Here is an 18,941-nt window from a genome sequence, read left to right as displayed (position 1 = left end):
CGACGCCCCCACCGGGTGCTACTTCGGATCCCGTTCCGGGAGCGGGCGTTCCACGATCACCGGGCGGCCGAGTGGATTGCGCACCCGCCGTTTCGCGTCCGAATAGATATCGGCTGTTTCGGCCGCCACCACATCCCAGGCGAAATCGGCGGTCAGCCGCTCCCGTGCGGCGAACGCCCGCTCCTGCGCGGCCACCGGATCGTCGAGTACCGAGATCACCGCGTCCACCAGACCGTGCACATCGGCCGGTTCGAAGGACGCCCCGGTGATCCCATCGATCACGGCTTCACCGAGCCCGCCGGCGGTCGAGGTGACCAGCGGGGTCCCGGCCGCGGCCGCCTCGAGGGCCACGATCCCGAACGGTTCGTAGCGGCTGGGCAGCACGATCGCATCGGCGCCGTGCAGCCAGCCGAGCAGTTCGGTGTGATCGAGCTGCCCGGTGAAGTGCACCGCGCGGGCCACCCGGTGTGTCCGGGCGAGCTGGCGTAGCCATTCGAACTGGGTCCCGACCCCGGCCACGGTGAGGACGGTCCCGGGATGGGCGCGGCGGATACGGGGCAGCGCGGCGATGGCGTCCTGCACGCCCTTCTCGTACTCGAGTCGTCCCACATAGAGCAACCGGGGCGGGCCGCTACGCGGTGAGCGGGTGCGGAATGTCCACGCGGCCACGTCGATTCCGTTCCGGATCACGTGCACCGGGATCCGGTCGGGCCGGTAGAGCCGCTCCACCTCGTCCTTCATCGAGGTGGAGCAGGTGATCAGCGCATCGGATTCATTGGCCAGCCACCACTCCACCGAATGCACCTGCCGGTTGACCCGGCCGGCGACCCAGCCGCTGTGCCGGCCGGCTTCGGTGGCGTGGATCGTCGACACCAGCGGGACGTCGTAGTACTCGGCCAGCGCGATCGCCGGATGGGCGACCAGCCAGTCGTGCGCGTGCACCACATCCGGTGTCCAGCCCTCGCCGATGCCCGGTTTATCGAGTGCGACTCCGGCGCGCACCATCGCATGCCCCATGGCCAGGGTCCAGGCGAGCATATCCTCGCCGAAATCGAAGATCGGCGGGTCTTCGGCGACCGCCACCACCAGCACGCCCTCGGCGATGAACGAATGGGTGGGGTGGGTGGCGGGGCTGGTGCCGGTGGGCCGTCGGGCGAGTACCACCACTTCGTGACCGGCCGCGGCCAGTGATGTCGCCAGGTGATGGACATGTCTGCCCAGCCCGCCGACAACCACCGGTGGGTACTCCCACGACACCATCAAGATTTTCATCGCGGTCCTTCTGCAGGGGTGACGCGTAGCCTACGCGCGTCCAGGGCCGGGAACACGCCGTCGGCCACCGCCCATCCTGCCGCCAGATCGTGTGCCCTACCGAGTTGACCGGCTTCGACCGCCCCGGCGATCTCGCGGACCGCGTGCGCGTGCTGATGGGCCCGATCGCGGGCGTAGCCGGCGGCGGAGTCCTTGCTGACCATGAACGCCCAGTCGCTGGACACGGTCAGGATCGCTTCGCGCAGCAGTTGGTCGGCGACCGGATCGCGGCCGGTCGGCGCGACGGCACGCATCTTGTCGGCGGTATCCAGCGCGAGCCGGACGATCTCGGCGTTCAGATCCACCAGATCGCGGACCTGATCACCGGCCCAGACCCGCCAGTCCTTCCCGGATCCCCAGGAGGAATCGGTGAGTGGAACCGGGTCCCCGACAAAGCCGCGGTCGCGCGCGTCGGACAGGGTTCCGACGGTGATCCCGGCTTCCGGCAGGGCCCGCAGCACCTGCGCCAGCCACTGCGGGCCCTCGTGCCACCAGTGTCCGTACAGTTCGGTGTCGAATGCGGCGACCACCAGCGCCGGGCGCCCGATCCGTTCCGATTCGGCGATCAGCCGTTCCCGCACCGTCTGCACGAAGTCCTCGACATCGCGGCCGATCTGCGCGGCGGCGAGGTCGGGATCGTAGGGGGCCTTGTCCGGTCCGGCCACGGTTTTCCCGGTGACCCGGGCGGGTTTGAGTCCGGTCGCGTGATCGTAGTGATGGAAATCCCGGTAGGCCCCGTGCCCCGGATAACCTGATTTGGGCGACCACACCCGGTAGCTGACCGTGAGATCGCGGCCGAACGCCAGGACCGGCGATTCGCGCACCGGGCGGCCCAGGGTCGTATCGCCGCGCAGCGCGGGCCCGTCGACCATGAAATGCGTCACATCCGCGTCGGCGTAGCCCTGTTCCATCCCGGGGGTGAACCCGCACTCCGGCGCCCAGATTCCGGCCGGGGTGTGCCCCCAGCGCAGCCGGGCGTCGGTGAGGCCCTCGCGGAGCTGGAATTCGCGTAGCCGCTCGTCCAGCAGCGGCTGGAACGGGTGTGCCAGCGGCCCGCCCAGCAGTTCGATGACATCGCCGTCGAGTAGTTGCCGCCAGACCGGTGCGGCCCCGTGCCGCCAGTTCTGCTCGAACTCGGCCAGTGCCGCGGCCGCCAGCCGGTGTTCGTGTGCGCCGAGTGCGTGGTTTCCGGCCTTCGCGGCCTCGTCGGCCCGCAACTGCCAATTGCCCAGCCAATGGTGCATTCCCGCCAGGCAGTGCGGATCGTCGAGCTGGGCGGCCAGCACCGGGGTGATCCCGAGGGTCAGCAGATGTGACCGGCCCTCGGCGGCCAGGGTGCGCAGGACGTCCACGACCGGGAGGTAGGACGCGGCCCAGGACTGGTAGAGCCATTCCTCGCCGACCGGCCAGCGGCCGTGGTGGGCGAGCCAGGGCAGATGGGAGTGCAGGACCAGCGTGAACTGCCCGGGTACCGTGTCGGTTCGCTTGCCGCTCACGGCTTCACCGCGAGCGCGACGAGATCGAGGCTGGTGTCGATGGCTTCGGGGGCCAGGGTGAAATCGTCGACGGTGATGCCGGCGACGTCGGCGGTGAGTTCGGCGGGCCAGGGTTCACCCGCCAGGGCGCGTTCGATCTGCGCGTCGATGAACGAGCCGCCGTGTTTGGCGTCGAGCGCGCGCAGTGTCGACCCGTGGTGCACGCCGGTCATCAGGTCCACCCGGAAACCGGCCGCTTCGAGGAGTTCGGTGAGTTCGGCCGCGTTCAGCTCGCGGGTGTGGAAGGGGTTGAGCGGGGTATCACGACCGGGTGAGAAGGTGATCCGGTTCGGGGTGCTGATGAGCAGTTCCCCGCCGGGGCGCAGCACTCGCAGACATTCGCGGAGGAACTCGGCCTGGTCCCAAAGGTGTTCGATCACCTGGAAATTGACCACCACGTCCACCGCGGATTCCGGGAGCGGCAGCGCGGCGAGGTTACCGCGGACCATATGGACCGCCGGATAGCGGGTACGTACATGCGCCGCGGCGGTCCGGTCGTAATCCAGGCCCACCACCGCTTTCGCGACCGCGGCGATCATATTCGCGCCGTAGCCTTCGCCCGATCCGGCCTCCAGGACGATCTTGTCCGCGCAGCGCGGCAGCAGCCGGTCGTAGACGATCTCGTGCCGGCGGAACCAGTAGTTCTCCTCCGCGATACCCGGCACCGTGCGCTCGCCGGTCAACGGCAGCGGCTCCGGGGCGTCGTCGGTGGCCGGTGCGGCGGGAATCACAGCCTCGCTCATTGCGACGAGGTTACTGGTACGGCCCGGTACGGGAGACGCCCGGTGGTGCCCCGAAGCAGCTCGACACATAAGTTACCCACGGGTAACTTAACGTAGGGTAATGTCTCGGCCTGAGCTACTCACAGGGACGTACGGCCGCTGGAGATCGTGCGACCGCCAATACAGGTAACCAGAACAGGAGGTCGACGAAGACCGATGCCGAATATCGTCGTACTCATCAAGCAGGTGCCCGATACCTGGTCCGAGCGCAAGCTGACCGACGGTGACTTCACCCTCGACCGTGAAGCCGCCGACGCGGTGCTCGACGAGATCAACGAGCGCGCCGTCGAGGAAGCCCTCCTGATCAAGGAGGCGCAGGGTGGCGAGGTCACCGTGCTGGCCGCCGGCCCCGATCGCGCCACCGAGGCCATCCGCAAGGCCCTGTCCATGGGCGCCGACAAGGCCATCCACATCAACGATCCGGCCATCCACGGCTCCGACGCGGTGCAGACCGCGTGGGTGCTGGCCGGTGCGCTGGGCCAGGTCGAGGGTGTCGAACTCGTGATCGCCGGTAACGAGGCCACCGACGGCCGGGCGGGCGCCGTCCCGGCCATCATCGCCGAGTACCTGGGCATTCCGCAGCTCACCCACCTGCGCAAGCTGACCGTCGACGGCGAGAAGATCACCGGCGAGCGGGAAACCGACGACGGTGTCTTCAAGCTGGAGGCCACGCTGCCGGCCATCGTGAGCGTCACCGAGAAGATCAACGAGCCGCGCTTCCCCTCCTTCAAGGGCATCATGGCCGCGAAGAAGAAGGAAGTGCAGACCTTCACCCTGGAAGATCTGGGCATCGACCCGTCGACCGTGGGTGTCGAGAACGCGGGCAGCAAGGTCACCGCGTCCACCCCGAAGCCGCCGCGTACCGCGGGCGAGAAGATCACCGACGAGGGCGACGGCGGCACCAAGATCGCCCAGTACCTGGTCGGCCAGAAGATCATCTGAGACCCGCACCCGCAGCAACTTCTAGGAGAACAGACAAATGGCAGAAGTACTTGTGCTCGTCGAGCACGCCGAAGGTGCGGTCAAGAAAGTGAGCACCGAACTGCTGAGCGCCGCCGCCGCCCTGGGCGAACCGGCCGCGGTGGTGCTGGGCGCGCCCGGCACCGCGGACAAGCTGTCGGACGCGCTGGCCGCCGCGGGCGCCGCCAAGATCTACGTCGCAGAATCCGATGACGTGGAGAACTACCTGGTCACCCCGAAGGTCGACGTGCTGGCCGGACTGGTCGAGTCCGCGTCCCCGGCCGCCGTTCTGGTCGCCGCCACCGCGGAGGGTAAAGAGGTCTCCGGCCGGCTCGCCGCCCGCATCGGCTCGGGTCTGCTGGTCGACGTCATCGACGTGAAGGCCGACGGTACGGCCGTGCACAGCATCTTCGGTGGCGCCTTCACCGTCGACGCGCAGGCCACCGGCGATGTGCCGGTGATCTCGGTGCGCCCGGGTTCGGTCGAGGCCAAGCCCTCGGCCGGCGCCGGTGAGAAGGTCACCGTCGAGGTCCCCGCGCAGGAAGAAGGCGTCGTCAAGGTCACCAGTCGCGAGCCCGTCGTGGCCGGGGACCGGCCGGAACTCACCGAGGCGAGCATCGTCGTCTCCGGTGGTCGCGGTGTCGGTTCGGCCGACAACTTCTCCGTGGTCGAATCCCTCGCCGATTCGCTCGGCGCGGCCGTCGGCGCCTCCCGTGCCGCGGTCGACTCGGGGTACTACCCGGGCCAGTTCCAGGTCGGTCAGACCGGTAAGACGGTCTCCCCGCAGCTGTACGTCGCCCTGGGTATCTCGGGCGCCATCCAGCACCGGGCCGGTATGCAGACGTCCAAGACCATCATCGCGGTCAACAAGGACGAGGAAGCCCCGATCTTCGAGATCGCCGACTACGGCATCGTGGGCGACCTGTTCAATGTCGCCCCGCAGCTGACCGAAGAGGTCAAGAAGCACAAGGGCTGATTCCGGCGCTTCGCGGAGGACGTCCGGCCGGTACACCGGCCGGACGTTTTCTTTGCGCGGACACCGTGCCGGACACATACTCCGGTTTCTATCCACCGCCGGTCCACCGGCCACCGTAGCGGCCGATTCCCATGGGCGGTGGAGGGCAAGGCCGCGGCCCGACCGGTCGGCTTCTGGCGGGTCGGGGATAGATTCGAAATAAAGCCCCCTGGACGGATGCGGGGTACAGCCGGGGGACAGATGAGGGAAAGAGGACCGGACCGATGGCCATTCTGGACGAGAAGCTCCACGACATCTATACCGAGGTACTGCAGCGCAACCCTGGTGAGATCGAGTTCCACCAGGCGGTGCACGAGGTGCTGGACAGTCTCGGTCCGGTGGTGGCCAAACATCCCGCCTACACCGACGCCGCCGTGCTGCGCCGCCTGTGCGAGCCGGAGCGCCAGATCATTTTCCGGGTGCCCTGGGTCGACGATATGGGCCGGGTACAGATCAATCGTGGATTCCGGGTCGAATTCAACTCCGCACTCGGACCCTACAAGGGCGGGTTACGGTTCCACCCCAGCGTCTACCTCGGGATCGTCAAATTCCTCGGCTTCGAACAGACTTTCAAGAACTCGCTGACCGGTATGCCGATCGGCGGCGGGAAGGGCGGTTCCGACTTCGATCCGAAGGGCCGCTCCGAGGGCGAGGTGATGCGCTTCTGTCAGGCGTTCATGACCGAGCTCTATCGCCATATCGGGGAATACACCGACGTACCGGCCGGTGATATCGGTGTCGGCGGACGCGAGATCGGTTATCTGTTCGGCCAGTACAAACGCATCACCAACCGCTTCGAATCCGGCGTGCTCACCGGAAAGGGCCTGGCCTGGGGTGGGTCGCGGGTCCGGACCGAGGCCACCGGGTACGGCGTCGTCTTCTTCGTCAATGAGATCCTGCGGGCGCGCGGCGACAGCTTCGAGGGCAAGCGGGTCGTCATCTCCGGTTCCGGCAATGTCGCCATCTACGCGATCGAGAAGGTCGAACAACTCGGCGGCACCGTGGTCGCCTGCTCCGATTCCGGCGGCTACATCGTCGACGAGAAAGGTCTCGACCTCGAGCTCCTCAAAGACGTGAAGGAGCGGCGACGGGCCCGGATCGCGAGCTACGCCGATGAACCCGGGTCATCGGCCGAATTCATCGAAACGGGTTCGGTATGGGAAGTGCCTTGCGATATCGCGCTCCCGTGCGCCACCCAGAACGAGCTCAACGGCCGCGACGCGGTGGCCCTGGCCGACAACGGTGTCACGATCGTCGCCGAGGGTGCGAATATGCCGTGCACTCCGGAAGCCGTACGGGTGTTCGCCGAGCGCGGGATCGTCTTCGCGCCGGGTAAGGCCGCCAATGCGGGTGGTGTGGCGACCAGTGCGCTGGAGATGCAGCAGAACGCCTCCCGGGATTCATGGTCCTTCGAGCACACCGAAGACCGTCTCGCCGAGATCATGCGGGGCGTGCACGACCGCTGTCTGGAGACCGCCGACGAATACGGTTCGCCCGGTGATTACGTCGCCGGTGCGAATATCGCAGGCTTCATCCAGGTCGCGGATGCGATGCTCGCGCTCGGCGTCATCTAGAAAGCACGCCCCACGCGCGGGCGGCCGGTTTCGGCGGCGTCCTCCAGGGATTCCCGGATCGGCGCCGCGGCGGGCCGGCGCCCCGGTGGCCGGTCCCGCCGGTCGGCGGCAGCGCGAACGCGAGACCGGCGGCGAGTGCCGGGACGACGCAGAGCACGGTCAGCACGGCCTGCGTCCCGTGCCGGTCGGCGATTCCGCCGAGTATCGGCATGAACAGCCCGCCCGCGCTCACCGCGATACCGAGGGTGACCCCGGCCGCGGTCCAGGCGCGGGCCGGAAGGTAGTCCTGTCCCGGCTTGACCAGCGCTGGCGGAACTCGGCCGGCGGACGGGTGCCGGGGAACGCACCCTCACCCGGCTGTTCCGGACCGAGTTCGCCATGACCTATCCGCAGTGGCGGACCCAGCTGCGGCTGCACCTGGTGGTGCGATTGCTCGCCGAGGGGTATTCGGTGACCACGGTGCCCGGTCGCTGCGGCTGGGCCTCGCCCAGCGCTTTCATCGATGTGTACCGGCTTGCGTTCGGACGCACCCCGGGTAGTTCACGACGCGGCAGGGATCAATAGTCGGGATTCTCACCGGGTGATATGCGGTCGACGCATAGGAATACGAAAGCCGAAATGCGACCACTTCTACTTCGGTCTATTCCAATTGTGTTGTGATGGAACGGGTTTGCTGTGTCGATACCCCTTTCATCGAGTGCTGTTCCGGGCGGAGAATTGGCTAAGCTGTGCGCGCCGATCGAGGAGGCGGCAGTGCGGAGTGATCGGTCGGGTCGACCGATCCGGACAATTCAAGAATGGCCGCCGCGGCGGCAGGAAATGGGGAACTGTGCACGGCCGTAGGAGGTTCGGTCCATTACCCGACAGCCGAGTCGTTTCGACAGTGTTCGCACGGGCGGCGGAATTCCGCACCGCCGGAGCGGCCGATTTCGGTTGTTCCATGCTCGCCGCCGTCGCGGGCCTGGTGGACGCCCACCGGCGCCTGGCCGCGTCGCGGCCGAACTGGGACGATGTGGTGCTCACCTGGATCCCGGGCCGACCCGTACCGGAACTGCCCGGTATGGACCTCGCTGCCGATCCGTTCGCCCGAGCCTGGGAGGACGCGCAGCGGCATCTTCTCGTCATAGACCGGGAGGCGCACCGTATTCTCGGTACGCCGGGCAGCGGTGCGGTGGAACATCACGAGGGCTTGGGCGCGGTGTTCGGCCGCCTGGCGCATCTATACACGATGTCGTTCGACCGCTACGTCCGGGACGGGCCGGAAGCGGTGCACCGGCGGCAATTGGCGCGGGCGTATTTCTCCTACGAGAGCCTCGCGCGTGAACTGGCCTGCGGGGAGAAGTGCCTGCCACCGCCGCCCGGCGGGTCCGTAGCCGGCTCCAGGGGTCGGTAATAAGGGCGTGACCGGACACCGGCCGCCGACTTCTCGGCAGCGGGCCGGCGCCGACGTCCGAGGAGGTGCCGGAATCGCGCCACAGCCGGTGTCGGACAGTACTTCTCGTACTCGGCGGTGGCACACGCCCTGCGGGTTGCCCCCGCGGCCGCCGAGAGATCACTCCGTGGGCCGATGTGGTGGTGCGGCGCGCGGGCGAAGATGGTGGTGCCGTCCGCCACGGGGGCGGACCGGGCGGAGTGGAGGTTTCATGAAATTGGAAGCCGGGCAGGTCGCTGTCGTCACCGGAGCCGCGAACGGCATCGGCAGGGCGGTGGCCGCCGCGCTGGTCGATCGGGGTCTACGGGTGGTGGTGGCCGACGTCGAGGCCGAGACGCTGGCGCGGACGGCCGCCGAACTCGGTGACCCGGTGCTCGCCGTGCCGACCGACGTCGCCGATATCGATCAGGTCCGGGCCCTCGCCGAGCGGACACTCGCCACCTTCGGCCGGGTGGACCTCGTCGTCAACAACGCGGGCGTGGGTGCGGGTGGGCCGAGCTGGGATATCGCCCCCGCGGAATGGGATCGGGTCTGGTCGGTGAATGTGGGCGGTGTGGTCAACGGTATCCATGTGTTCACGCCGCATCTCATTGCCGGCGGTGGCGGCCATATCGTCAACACCGCTTCGCTGGCCGGGCTGACCGTCGGCCTGTTCGGGGCGCCGTACGCGGCGAGCAGGAGCGCGATCATCTCGATCTCGGAATCGCTGCGCGGCGAACTGGACATCATCGCGCCGCATATCGGGGTGACGGTGGTGTGCCCCGGCCCGGTGGATACGCGGATGTTCCGGGGCCTGGCCGAGATGGCCGCGCCACCCGAGGAGGGGGCGTCGGAGGCGGAGACGCTGCCCGCGGAGGTCTTGGCCGCGCTCGCGCCGATGATGGCGGCCGTGGGCGAGATGGCGAAGGAAATGCTGCCCCCAACGCGGGCCGCCGAGATCGTGCTCGCCGCCGTGGAGGCCGGGAAACTGTACGAGACCACGCATCCGGTGATGGCACACGCCGCGCGGGAACGCATCGAGACGATCCTCGAATCATTCGGTGCCGCTGCGGGATAGCGGTGCGCGATTCTCGAACGACGGCGGCGGGATGACACAGCCCGAGGATGCCCGCTGCCTGGGTTATTGCTCTGCGTCGCGGACCAATAGCGCGATCTGGACCCGATTAGCTACCCCCAGCTTGGTGAACAGATTGCCGGTGCGTGCCTTGACGGTGGCGACGGTGACCTGTAATCGCGCGGCGATCTCCGGGTTGGCCAGACCGTCCGCGATGGCTCGCGCGGTGTCGAGTTCGCGTTCGGACAGGGCAGCCAGTCGTTTCCGCGCGGCGTCGCGGGAGGCGCCGCAGGCTTCGGTGGAACCCGGCCCGGTGGCCGCGGCTATCACCCGCGCCGTGACCGTGGGGGACAGCACGGGATTGCCGGCTGCGACCGTGCGTATCGCGTCGGCGATCCGGGCGGGCGGGGTGTCCTTGAGAACGAAGCCGAGTGCCCCGGCGCGTAGGGCACCGAGCACCAGCTCGTCGGAGTCGAAGGTGGTCAACATGAGTACCGCCGGCGCGGCCGGTACGGCGCGGAGGTACCGGGTGGTGTCGACGCCGTCGCGGCCGGGCATCCGCACATCCATCAGCACGACATCCGGCCGCTGTTCGTCCACCACCTCGAGCGCGCTGTCCCCGTCGGCGGCCTCCGCGACGACGGTCAGATCCGGCTCGCCGTCGATGACGAGCCGTAGCGCCATCCGCACCAGCTGGTCGTCGTCGACGATGACAACGCGCACCGTGTCCTGTTCACTGTGCACTCATGCTCTTTTCTCGTGCTCGTGCTCCGGCCAGGGAAGTTGCGCGGTGAGAACGTACCCGTTATCGGATGTGCGATGGTGGTCGAGTGTTCCGCCGGCGAGGGTGATTCGTTCGGCGAGGCCGAGGAGACCGAAGCCCGAGGCCGGTGGCCGGGCGACGGGGGTGACGGCCGCCGAATTGCGGACGCTGACGTGCAGTCCGCCGCCGGGCGTCCCCTCTACGGTGATGTGGATCTCCGCAGCAGGGGCGTGTTTCGCGGCGTTGGTGAGTCCTTCCTGAATTACCCGATAGCCGGTCCGTCCCACGGTCTCGGGTGGGATGGCGGTCACCGTGGTGGCGAGTGTGACGTCCAGACCCGACGACCGGGCGTCGGCTACCAGCTCCGAGATCCGGTCCAGAGTGGGTTGCGGTGGTTCGGGGCGGTCGGGGTCGGCGCGAAGGACACCGAGGACGTCGCGGAGTTCTTCCAGCGCTTGGCGGGAACCGTCGGCGATTCCGCGGATCAGTGTGCGCGTCTCCACGGGGGAGAGGTCGGCACGGTGGTCCAGGACGCCGGCTTGCATGGCGACCAGCGAGATCCGGTGCGCGAGCACATCGTGCATTTCGCGGGCGATCCGGTTGCGTTCCGTGGCCTGTGCCTGCGCCGCCCGTGCGGCCTGTTCGCGTTCCGCGCTGTCGGCGCGGTCCCGCAGCCATCGCACTTCGGCGCGGCGGGCGTCGATGGCCACCCCGCTTGCCACCGCGATCCCGGCGCTCAGCACCGGCAGCGCGAGTTGTAACCAGATCGGCGCGGGCACCGTGTCGATCGGGTAGAGGTCTTCGGCGAACTGCGCCGCGGACACATACGCCGCGACGACCACCCCGATCTCGAGCGGACGGCGGCGAGTGGACAGCGAACACAGTGCCAGCAGCGCGGCACCGGTGGCGAGCGCCGACGCCGCCGAAGCGATCGCGACCGCCAGGGCGACGGTGAACGGGAACCGCCGCCGCCACAGCAGCATCGTCAGGCAGCCGAGTGCGATCAGTGGATCACCGGTGACGAACCAGGAACACGTATCGGCCACGCAGCCCGCCGGCAGCGCTGCGGCGACGGAGAACCAGAAGGGGAGGCCGAGTACCGCGGCCGCCGTCAGCCGCCAGGTCTGCTGCCACGCCCCGAGCCGGGCGGCGCCGTCGGTGTCCACCAGGCCATTATCGCGGCACCGACCGGCCGGAAGCAGCAGCCCAGCGGCCGAGGTGTGCTCGACCCGGGTCGAATCGTCGCCTCGACTTTCGTCGAACACGATTGCCGCCGCCGGAGCGATGTGCCGGCGGGGCGGGCTCGGCAGACTCGGTGATGTACCAGCCGGACACGAGCCCCAGCGGACCGTTTGCTCGTGGTAGGCGCCAATTCGTCGGGGAGTAGCAGCGTATGAATCGACAACGGACCCGGAGCCTGAGCCTGCTGGCCGTGCTCGGTCTCACCGGGGCGCTGGTCGGGGCGCCCATCGTGGCCGCGGACCCGGCCGAAGGCCCCGCAGTACCGGTGCAGTGGGGCGCATGTCCGGAGGGAGTCGAAGATCCCGCGGCCGGGCCGGCCCAGTTGCACTGCGCCACCGTGCCGGTGCCCTTGAACTACAACGAGCCCGAGGGTGCGCAGATCGAGATCATGATCTCCCGGCTGGCGAGTAGAAACCCGGACAAGCGTCGCGGGGTCTTATTGCTCAACCCGGGTGGTCCGGGTGGTTCAGGCTTGGACCAGCCGAAGTTCCTGGCTGCCCAGGGGCTGCCCGCCGATGTGCTGGACAGCTATGACGTGATCGGTATGGATACCCGCGGCGTAGGGCATTCGGCACCGGTGAGCTGCGGTTTCACCGATGATCAGGCGTACTTCGGCAATATCGCGCCGTATGCGGAAAACGATGCTGCGGTCACCGAACGGGCCACGGTCGCCCAGGGAGTCGCCGAGCAGTGCGCGGCGAACGACCACGAGGGCCGGTTGCGGTATGTGTCGACCGCGAATATGGCCCGTGACCTGGACCGGATCCGGTCGGCGCTGGGGGAGGACAAGGCCAGCTTCCTCGGTTACTCCTACGGTACTGCGCTCGGTGCCGCCTATGCCTCGATGTTCCCGAAGCAGGCCGACCGCATCGTGCTCGACAGCAATATCGGCGACACCTACCTCGACCACGAGGGGATGCGCCTGTACGGCCTCGGAATGGAAGAGACGTTCCCCGACTTCGCTGCATGGGCCGCCGCCCGCCACGACACCTACGGTCTCGGCCGCACACCGGAAGAGGTGCGGCGGACGTACTTCGCCCTCGCCGAGCGACTGGACGCGAACCCGGTGGACGGGATGGACGGCAGTCTCTTCCGGTTCGGCACCTTCTTCACGCTCTATCGCCCGGCGCTGTACGCGCCGGCGGCCGAGAGCTGGAAATCGCTGCTCGAAACCGGGCGTCCCGGAACCGCGGGCGGCCGCCCGCCGGGCACCGGCGCACCTTCGCCGAACGATAACGCCTGGTCGGTCTTTCTGGCGGTGACCTGCAACGATGTCGAATGGCCGGCGGATATCCGGACCTACCACCGTGCCGTCGCCGAGGACCGGGAACGGTACCCGCTCTACGGCGCGGCTGCCGCGAACGTCATGCCCTGCGCCTACTGGAAGCTCGGGCCGTCCGAGCCGCCGGTGCGGATCGACAACTCCGGCCCGGCTGATGTGCTGATTGTGCAGAACCAGCGCGACCCGGTCACCCCGCTACGCGGCGGCGAGCTGCTCGACGAGAAGTTCGGTCAGCGTTCCCGGTTGGTCACTGTCGACGGGAGTGGGCACGGGGCCTATGTTCTCGGCGCCAACCCCTGCGCGTCCGACGTCGTCACCAGCTACCTGGTGAACGGCGACATACCCGAACACGACATGACCTGCCGGGCGGGCTAGTGTTCCGCCCCGACACATCCACCGGATTTCAGGCGCGGAACACTGGCTAGGCGCAGTGCAACCCGTCGAGCAGGGAATCGAGGATGGGCGTGCGCCGGGTATCGGCGCGCAGGACAGCGGAGACGGGAATGCGGAGGCGGTGGTCGGCCAGCGGAAGCGCGGCGATGCCCTCGGTGGAGCTGTTGGCGTAGAGAACCGTCCAGGCGTCGGGATGGTTGATGAGCTCCATCGTCGCGGTGTGGTCCGGTGGGATGGGCGGGCCGAAGGTCGGGCCGGTGGGCAGGTCGGCGAAGGCGGTCCGGATGACATTGTGCAGCAGGAACTGCTCGGATTCCGGCGGGAGGAGCAGTGGATAGGCGCTGAGTTCGGCGAGGGTGACATCGGTGCGGCCGGCCAGCGGATGCGCGGGCGCGGTGGCCAGTGTGAGGTCTTCCACCCAGAGTTGTTCGACGACGAGCCCGGCCTGCTGCACACTGCCGCGGATCAGCGCCAGATCGCAGTCGCCGTCCGCGACGGCCGCGACCCGCTGCCGGAACGGTTTGATGACGAATTCGATCTCCGCGCCGGGATGCGCCTCGCGGGTGCCGGCGATGGCCGACAGCGATCGAGTGGCGAACGACATATTCGCCGCGAGCCGGATACGGGGACCGGTGGTCCGAATGGAGGCGCGGATGGCCGATTCCAGACCTAGCATCTGCTTGGCGAGCGGTAGTAATCTGGTGCTCGCGTCGGTGGGGACGACCGAACGGGTCGAGCGCTCGAAGAGCTGCACGCCCAGGTCGTGTTCGAGCCGGGCGATCTGGTGGCTGATCGCCGATTGCGAGATGAAGCACCGGGCCGCCGCCCGGCTGAAACTGAGCTCCTCGCACACCGCGACGTAGTACGTGAGCTGGCGAAGTTCCACCTCGATCTCCATTCATGACCAGAACAGATAAGAGTCATCTCAATTATGCGCCCTGAACCCTGAAATATCTGCCTTCTGGATGACGGTTCCTAATGAGTGAAGGAGGCTGTCATGCACAAGGTCACTGGGATCGGCGCCGGCATCGAGTACGCGGACGTCGTGATCATCGGTTCAGGGTTCGGCGGACTCGCCGCGGCCAAACAACTGGCCAAGGCGGGAGTGAATTATGTCCTGATCTCGAGCACGCCGGAACACCTGTTCCAGCCGCTGCTCTATCAGGTCGCCACCGGGGTGTTGGCGTCCGCGGAGATCGCACCCCCGATCGCGAACATCCTGCGCCGGCACAAGGAGGCCGACGTCCGGCTGGGCGAGGTCACCGCCATCGAGCCCGACGCCGCCATCCTGACCTACCGCAACGGCGACGAGGTGCGCCGGATCCGCTACGGATCGCTGATCGCGGCCACCGGGGCGAGCCAGTCGTACTTCGGTCGCGACGACTTCGCCGACAAGACCTACTCACTCAAGACCATCGACGACGCCAAGCTGCTCCGGGCCCAGATCGCACGGGTGTTCCGGGAGGCGGCCCAGGCCGACGAGGAGACCCGGCGGCAGCTGCTGTCGTTCGTCGTGGTCGGTGCCGGGGCCACCGGTGTGGAGGTCGCGGGACAGCTGAAGGAGCTGGCCAAGCGCTACTACCATGAGGAAGTCTCGGTGACCCTGGTCGAGGGTGCCGGTGCGGTCCTACCGCCGTTCGGCGGCGGGCTGTCGGAGTACGCGAAGAAATCATTGACCCGCAGTGGGGTGGAAGTGCTGCTGGGCACCTTCGTCACCGATATCGAGGACGGGCACGTCACGGTCAAGGACAAAGCGGGCACCGAGCGGCAGATCGACGCCGAGACCATCGTCTGGTCGGCGGGCGTGCAGGCGGGCGGGTTCGCGAAGCTGCTGGCCGAGGTCACCGGCTGCGAGACCGACCGCGCCGGGCGACTGCTGATCAACCCCGACCTCACCGTGGGCGGCTACGCCGATATCTACGCCATCGGCGATATGACCTCGCTCAACGGTTACCCGGGGCAGTCGCCGGTGGCCATGCAGGAGGGCCGGCACGCGGCCGACATCATCAGTCGTGACAAGCACCCGGGCACCCCGTTCGTGTACTGGGACAAGGGCAGCATGGCGGTGATCAGCCGGTTCAGCGCCGTCACCAAACTGAACGAGAAGATCACCTTTCGTGGTGTGTTCGCGTGGTTCATCTGGCTGGCCGTGCACCTGTTCTATCTGGTCGGATTCCGGAACCGGTTCGCCGCGGTCCTGTCGTGGCTGGTGGCGTTCATCGGTACCGGCCGGCCGGGATTCCAGGAAGTGGACCGGCAGCATCTGGAACGGGTGCGCGAACCCGAACGTTTCGTCGCGTAGCACCGCGCGTGGCGGGCCCGTCGGACGGACCCGCCACGCGCGTCCGAGCGGCGAACTCCGGGTGGCGACCAATCCAACAGGAGAGCTGTTTTCGCTGTTCACGCGAACATGTGGGTACCGCTCGGTAAACATCTGGTGTGACCTGCGTCTCGTTAACCGAACCGGCATGTGCGCGACATGCCACGGACGCCCGGACGCCGTGTCGGACTGGCCTCCTTGGCATCATGGCTATTACGTCCGTGCCGACGGCTCCGGCTCGACCGGCCGCCGGCGAGGATCACCGGTCCCGATACGCACTGATCGTCTCCTCCGATACCGACCATCGCCTCGCGGCACAGCGGTTGCGGTACAACGTATTCGCCGATGAACCGGGTTTCCGGATCCCCGACAACGGTACGGGGCTGGATGCCGACCGGTTCGACGAACACTGCGACCATATGCTGGTCCGCGACGAGGCCACCGGCGAATTCGTCGGCTGCTACCGGATGTTGCCGCCGGACAACGTCGCCGCCGCCGGCGGATACTACACCGCCACCGAATTCGATCTCACGAATCTCGACCCGGTGGGGATGCGGATCGTGGAGATGGGCCGGGCCTGTGTAGTCCCCGACCATCGCAACGGTTCGGTGCTCACCCTCATGTGGGCCGGAATCCTCCACTACATCCAGCTCACCGGCTATGACCGGGTGATGGGATGCGCCTCGGTCCCGATGCGGCACAGCCCCGGTGACCCGGCCGGGGTCAATGTGCGCGGCGTCCGCGATCTCCTGCTCGGTAAACACGCCTGCGCGCCCGAGAAGCGCGTCCGCCCCTATCGTCCCGTGGTGGTCGACGGAGTGGCGCTGGACGATCTGCCCGCCCCCGCCCGCCCCAAACTGCCGCCGCTGCTGGGGGGCTACCTGCGGCTCGGTGCCGAGATCTGCGGGGAGCCCGCGCACGATCCGGATTTCGCCGTGGCGGATTTCGTGGTGTTGCTGGGGCTCGACACCATCAACACCCGGTATCTGGAGCGGTTACGCGGTGCGGCCGCGAATTTCGACGGCGGGCGGTGACGCGATGGAGACCGTCGCGCAGCAGGTGGGCCAGGCGCCGGTGGCGTCTGCCGGCCCACACGCCTGGATGCCGGTGAGCCCGTGCGGAGTCGGTTGTGTGCAGCAGCGCCCCGAGATCGGTATCGCGCGGGCCGGTCTCCGGGCGGTCGGAGCCGTATCGGTGCTGCTCGCCTACCCGTTCGTGCACATCGTCACACCGGCGTCCCGGCGGTCGGGGGTGCAGCGGCGATTCGCCCGGACCCTCCTGCGTGCGTGCGGTATCCGGCTGCGGGTGGTGGACCGGCGCACCGGAGCGGCGGCGATCGGGGCGCGCTACGCCCGGCCGGGCGCCGGAGTGCTCGTTGCCTGCGGGCATATCGGCTGGGCGGATATCGTCGTGCTCGCCTCAGTGCAGCCGCTCGCCTTCGTGGCGCGGGCCGATCTGATCGATTGGCCGGTGCTCGGCGCGCTCGCCCGGGTGATGCGGGTCGTCCCGATCGAGCGGGAGCGCCTGCGCCGCCTGCCGGATGTGGTCGAGCGGGTCGGGCACCGGCTCGCCGCGGGTGAGCGGATCGGATTCTTCCCGGAGGGCACCACCTGGTGTGGCCGGGCCTACGGGTCGCTGCGACCGGCGCTGTTCCAGGCCGCGGTCGATACCGCGACCCCCGTGCAGCCGGTCCGGCTGCGGTACCTGGATGCGCACGGCCACAGGTCCACCGTTCCCGGTTTCGTCGGGGACGACACCCTGGTCGATTCGATCGTGCGGGTGCTGCGGGCCCGGAACCTGACCGCCGAAGTGGTACTGACGCCGGTGGAACCGGCGGGCACCGACCGCAAGGAGCTGGCCCGGCGGTGTGAGCGCGCGGTGCGCGCGGAAGAGCTTTCCGACGCCGCGCACGCGGTGCTGGTGGCCGCCGGCCGGCAGCTGACGAAAGCGGCGGTCACCACTGTCTGATTTGAGCGGTGCCGGTCGGGTCCACGGAGTGGAAGCAGCCTCTCCACCTTTTTTTATCGACTCGTCCATTCACGTACCGCTATTCAACGGTCACTTGTAGATGTCATCTCGCGCTGCCCGTGCCCGGCAGCCCGGGCAGGACGGGCAACGCGAAGGGTAGGGGCGGAAGCGCCGGCAGCTGGACCTGCGGCAGCAGGCTCGGTGGTGGCGGTGGGATATAGGGGTTGGGCATATTCCAGTTCGGCGGTGCACCGCCGCCGCCGCGGGGATTCGGATTCTCGTGGTCCCAGTCAGCGGGCCGGTCGTAGTCGCGGCCGCGGTCGTTGTGTGAATCGCGGTCGGGGTACTGGTTGTCGCCGCTGTTGAGGTGGTCATCCCACCTGTCGTAATCCTGCCGGTGGTGGTCCTTGTAGCCGTAGTGGCCGTTGTCGTCCCAGCCGAACTTGTCGCCGCCGTCCCAGGCCTGATGATCGTTGTCACCCCAGCCGTTGCTGTCCCAGCCGGAGCTATCGCCGAAGCTGTCGCTGGAATCGCTGCCGACGTGCGTCGCGCCGATCTGATCGGCGAGGGCGGGGCCGGCGGTGGCTGCCAGCGGCCCGAGGGTGATGACGGCGAGCGCGGCGATCCGCGCCGCGAAACGGCGGGCGCGCTGGTCGTGGTTTCGGTTCATCGGTGGGGTCCTCACTCGGTCACGCCCCGCTTCGTCGCCCGGGGCGGATCGCACTCCGCGAGTGCCTATTGATACACCGATTACCGTACCGATGAATAACGGCACGTTCAACAGGTGAGTGTCAAGCGGGGTGATCGGCCCAACCGGGGCGGGGTGATACCGCTCGCCCGCCGCGGGGCGCGCCGCCACACGGGGTTTCCGGCGTGCGGGACACAATGTGGGCGGATGCGGCTAGGGTGGTGAGGAACGAGGAACACCGTCGAGCAGCCGCGTCGGCTGCCGAACTCCGAGGGACCGGCCGCGATTGACCCCGGCCCCCCGGGTAGCTCCGCTCGGCCGCACCGGCGCCGAGTGCCATGGGTTTCGGATGGGTATCCCCGAAAGGTCCCGGCCCCGATCCGACTCGGACCGCCGGTGCAAGACCCACCCTCTCGACCTCTGCCGTATGGAACTCGCGTCGGCAGCGCACACCGAAGATCGGAGCACGACCATGTACGACGACCATCCCGGACTGTTCAGTCACGTCCCCACCGAACCCGAGCCGTATGCGTTACCGGCCGACGACAACCGGCCGGTTTTCCTCACCGCGGCCCGAGAGGCCGACGGCCCCGCCGCGCCGGACGCCGGTGGCAGGTAGAGA

At 68.3% G+C, this 18,941-nt stretch carries 17 protein-coding genes and 1 pseudogene; 11 read left to right on the top strand and 7 right to left on the bottom strand.

Annotated features, from left to right (window positions below; translation table 11 throughout):
• Positions 1-18: 18 nt before the first annotated feature.
• From ACQPYS_RS21915 to ACQPYS_RS21905, 3 genes are read right to left on the bottom strand one after another with little or no spacing between them, the layout of a single operon-like run.
• A complete protein-coding gene (locus ACQPYS_RS21915; RefSeq protein ID WP_433490659.1) occupies positions 19-1,272 on the bottom strand; it encodes a glycosyltransferase family 4 protein in 1,254 nt (417 codons plus the stop codon).
• Complete coding sequence (locus ACQPYS_RS21910) at positions 1,269-2,807, bottom strand: 1,4-alpha-glucan branching protein domain-containing protein (protein WP_433490658.1); 1,539 nt, start codon at positions 2,805-2,807, stop codon at positions 1,269-1,271. Before ACQPYS_RS21910 ends, ACQPYS_RS21915 begins: the two co-directional genes overlap by 4 nt.
• Complete coding sequence (locus ACQPYS_RS21905) at positions 2,804-3,589, bottom strand: methyltransferase domain-containing protein (RefSeq protein WP_433490657.1); 786 nt, start codon at positions 3,587-3,589, stop codon at positions 2,804-2,806. The genes ACQPYS_RS21910 and ACQPYS_RS21905 overlap by 4 nt, the downstream gene beginning before the upstream one ends.
• Before the next feature lie 195 nt (positions 3,590-3,784).
• Here ACQPYS_RS21905 and ACQPYS_RS21900 point away from each other — a divergent pair, with 195 nt between their 5' ends.
• The 6 genes and pseudogenes from ACQPYS_RS21900 (at position 3,785) to ACQPYS_RS21875 (ending at position 9,666) form a co-directional block, all read left to right on the top strand.
• A complete protein-coding gene (locus ACQPYS_RS21900) occupies positions 3,785-4,570 on the top strand; it encodes an electron transfer flavoprotein subunit beta/FixA family protein (protein ID WP_063039853.1) in 786 nt (261 codons plus the stop codon).
• A gap of 37 nt (positions 4,571-4,607) precedes the next feature.
• Complete coding sequence (locus ACQPYS_RS21895; protein ID WP_431941966.1) at positions 4,608-5,564, top strand: electron transfer flavoprotein subunit alpha/FixB family protein; 957 nt, start codon at positions 4,608-4,610, stop codon at positions 5,562-5,564.
• Between the two features lie 263 nt (positions 5,565-5,827).
• On the top strand, positions 5,828-7,177 hold the full coding sequence (gdhA, locus tag ACQPYS_RS21890) for an NADP-specific glutamate dehydrogenase (protein ID WP_063039857.1): 1,350 nt from the start codon (positions 5,828-5,830) through the stop codon (positions 7,175-7,177).
• A 306-nt stretch (positions 7,178-7,483) separates the two neighbouring features.
• Positions 7,484-7,741, top strand: a pseudogene (locus tag ACQPYS_RS21885) (helix-turn-helix domain-containing protein); the annotation flags it as partial.
• Between the two features lie 319 nt (positions 7,742-8,060).
• The gene (locus tag ACQPYS_RS21880) at positions 8,061-8,570 is read left to right on the top strand and encodes a hypothetical protein (protein WP_433490656.1); all 510 of its coding nucleotides are present in this window, start codon (positions 8,061-8,063) and stop codon (positions 8,568-8,570) included.
• 250 nt (positions 8,571-8,820) lie between these two features.
• Positions 8,821-9,666 (top strand): SDR family oxidoreductase, encoded by an 846-nt coding sequence (locus tag ACQPYS_RS21875; protein ID WP_433490655.1) that lies wholly within the window; start codon positions 8,821-8,823, stop codon positions 9,664-9,666.
• A 63-nt stretch (positions 9,667-9,729) separates the two neighbouring features.
• On the opposite strand, the gene ACQPYS_RS21870 is transcribed toward ACQPYS_RS21875, so the two are convergent.
• Both ACQPYS_RS21870 and ACQPYS_RS21865 read right to left on the bottom strand, forming a co-directional pair.
• On the bottom strand, positions 9,730-10,407 hold the full coding sequence (locus tag ACQPYS_RS21870; protein WP_433490654.1) for a response regulator transcription factor: 678 nt from the start codon (positions 10,405-10,407) through the stop codon (positions 9,730-9,732).
• Complete coding sequence (locus ACQPYS_RS21865; RefSeq protein WP_063039938.1) at positions 10,408-11,592, bottom strand: sensor histidine kinase; 1,185 nt, start codon at positions 11,590-11,592, stop codon at positions 10,408-10,410.
• A 227-nt stretch (positions 11,593-11,819) separates the two neighbouring features.
• Here ACQPYS_RS21865 and ACQPYS_RS21860 point away from each other — a divergent pair, with 227 nt between their 5' ends.
• Positions 11,820-13,325, top strand: coding sequence for an alpha/beta hydrolase (locus tag ACQPYS_RS21860; RefSeq protein WP_433490653.1), 1,506 nt, complete (start codon positions 11,820-11,822; stop codon positions 13,323-13,325).
• A 46-nt stretch (positions 13,326-13,371) separates the two neighbouring features.
• Here the strand turns inward: ACQPYS_RS21860 and ACQPYS_RS21855 are convergent, their stop codons facing one another.
• Entirely contained in the window at positions 13,372-14,229 is an 858-nt protein-coding gene (locus ACQPYS_RS21855) for a LysR family transcriptional regulator (RefSeq protein WP_063039940.1), read from the bottom strand.
• 111 nt (positions 14,230-14,340) lie between these two features.
• On the opposite strand from ACQPYS_RS21855, the gene ACQPYS_RS21850 reads away from it, so the two are divergent.
• The 3 genes from ACQPYS_RS21850 (at position 14,341) to ACQPYS_RS21840 (ending at position 17,631) form a co-directional block, all read left to right on the top strand.
• Positions 14,341-15,645 carry an NAD(P)/FAD-dependent oxidoreductase gene (locus tag ACQPYS_RS21850; RefSeq protein ID WP_431940499.1) on the top strand — a complete coding sequence of 435 codons (1,305 nt, stop codon included), beginning with the start codon at positions 14,341-14,343 and terminating at the stop codon, positions 15,643-15,645.
• A 224-nt stretch (positions 15,646-15,869) separates the two neighbouring features.
• Positions 15,870-16,697: a GNAT family N-acetyltransferase gene (locus ACQPYS_RS21845; protein WP_433490652.1), complete on the top strand. Its 828-nt coding sequence runs from the start codon at positions 15,870-15,872 to the stop codon at positions 16,695-16,697.
• A gap of 4 nt (positions 16,698-16,701) precedes the next feature.
• Positions 16,702-17,631, top strand: coding sequence for a lysophospholipid acyltransferase family protein (locus tag ACQPYS_RS21840; RefSeq protein WP_433490651.1), 930 nt, complete (start codon positions 16,702-16,704; stop codon positions 17,629-17,631).
• Positions 17,632-17,734: 103 nt separating this feature from the next.
• Here the strand turns inward: ACQPYS_RS21840 and ACQPYS_RS21835 are convergent, their stop codons facing one another.
• On the bottom strand, positions 17,735-18,301 hold the full coding sequence (locus tag ACQPYS_RS21835) for a hypothetical protein (RefSeq protein WP_433490650.1): 567 nt from the start codon (positions 18,299-18,301) through the stop codon (positions 17,735-17,737).
• Between the two features lie 445 nt (positions 18,302-18,746).
• Here ACQPYS_RS21835 and ACQPYS_RS21830 point away from each other — a divergent pair, with 445 nt between their 5' ends.
• A complete protein-coding gene (locus tag ACQPYS_RS21830) occupies positions 18,747-18,938 on the top strand; it encodes a hypothetical protein (protein ID WP_433490649.1) in 192 nt (63 codons plus the stop codon).
• Positions 18,939-18,941: the final 3 nt, after the last annotated feature.

The sequence above is a fragment of the Nocardia grenadensis genome (assembly GCF_050942415.1).
In the GTDB taxonomy this organism is placed as follows: Bacteria; Actinomycetota; Actinomycetes; order Mycobacteriales; family Mycobacteriaceae; genus Nocardia; species Nocardia grenadensis.
This window is presented reverse-complemented; position numbering and strand designations above follow the sequence as displayed.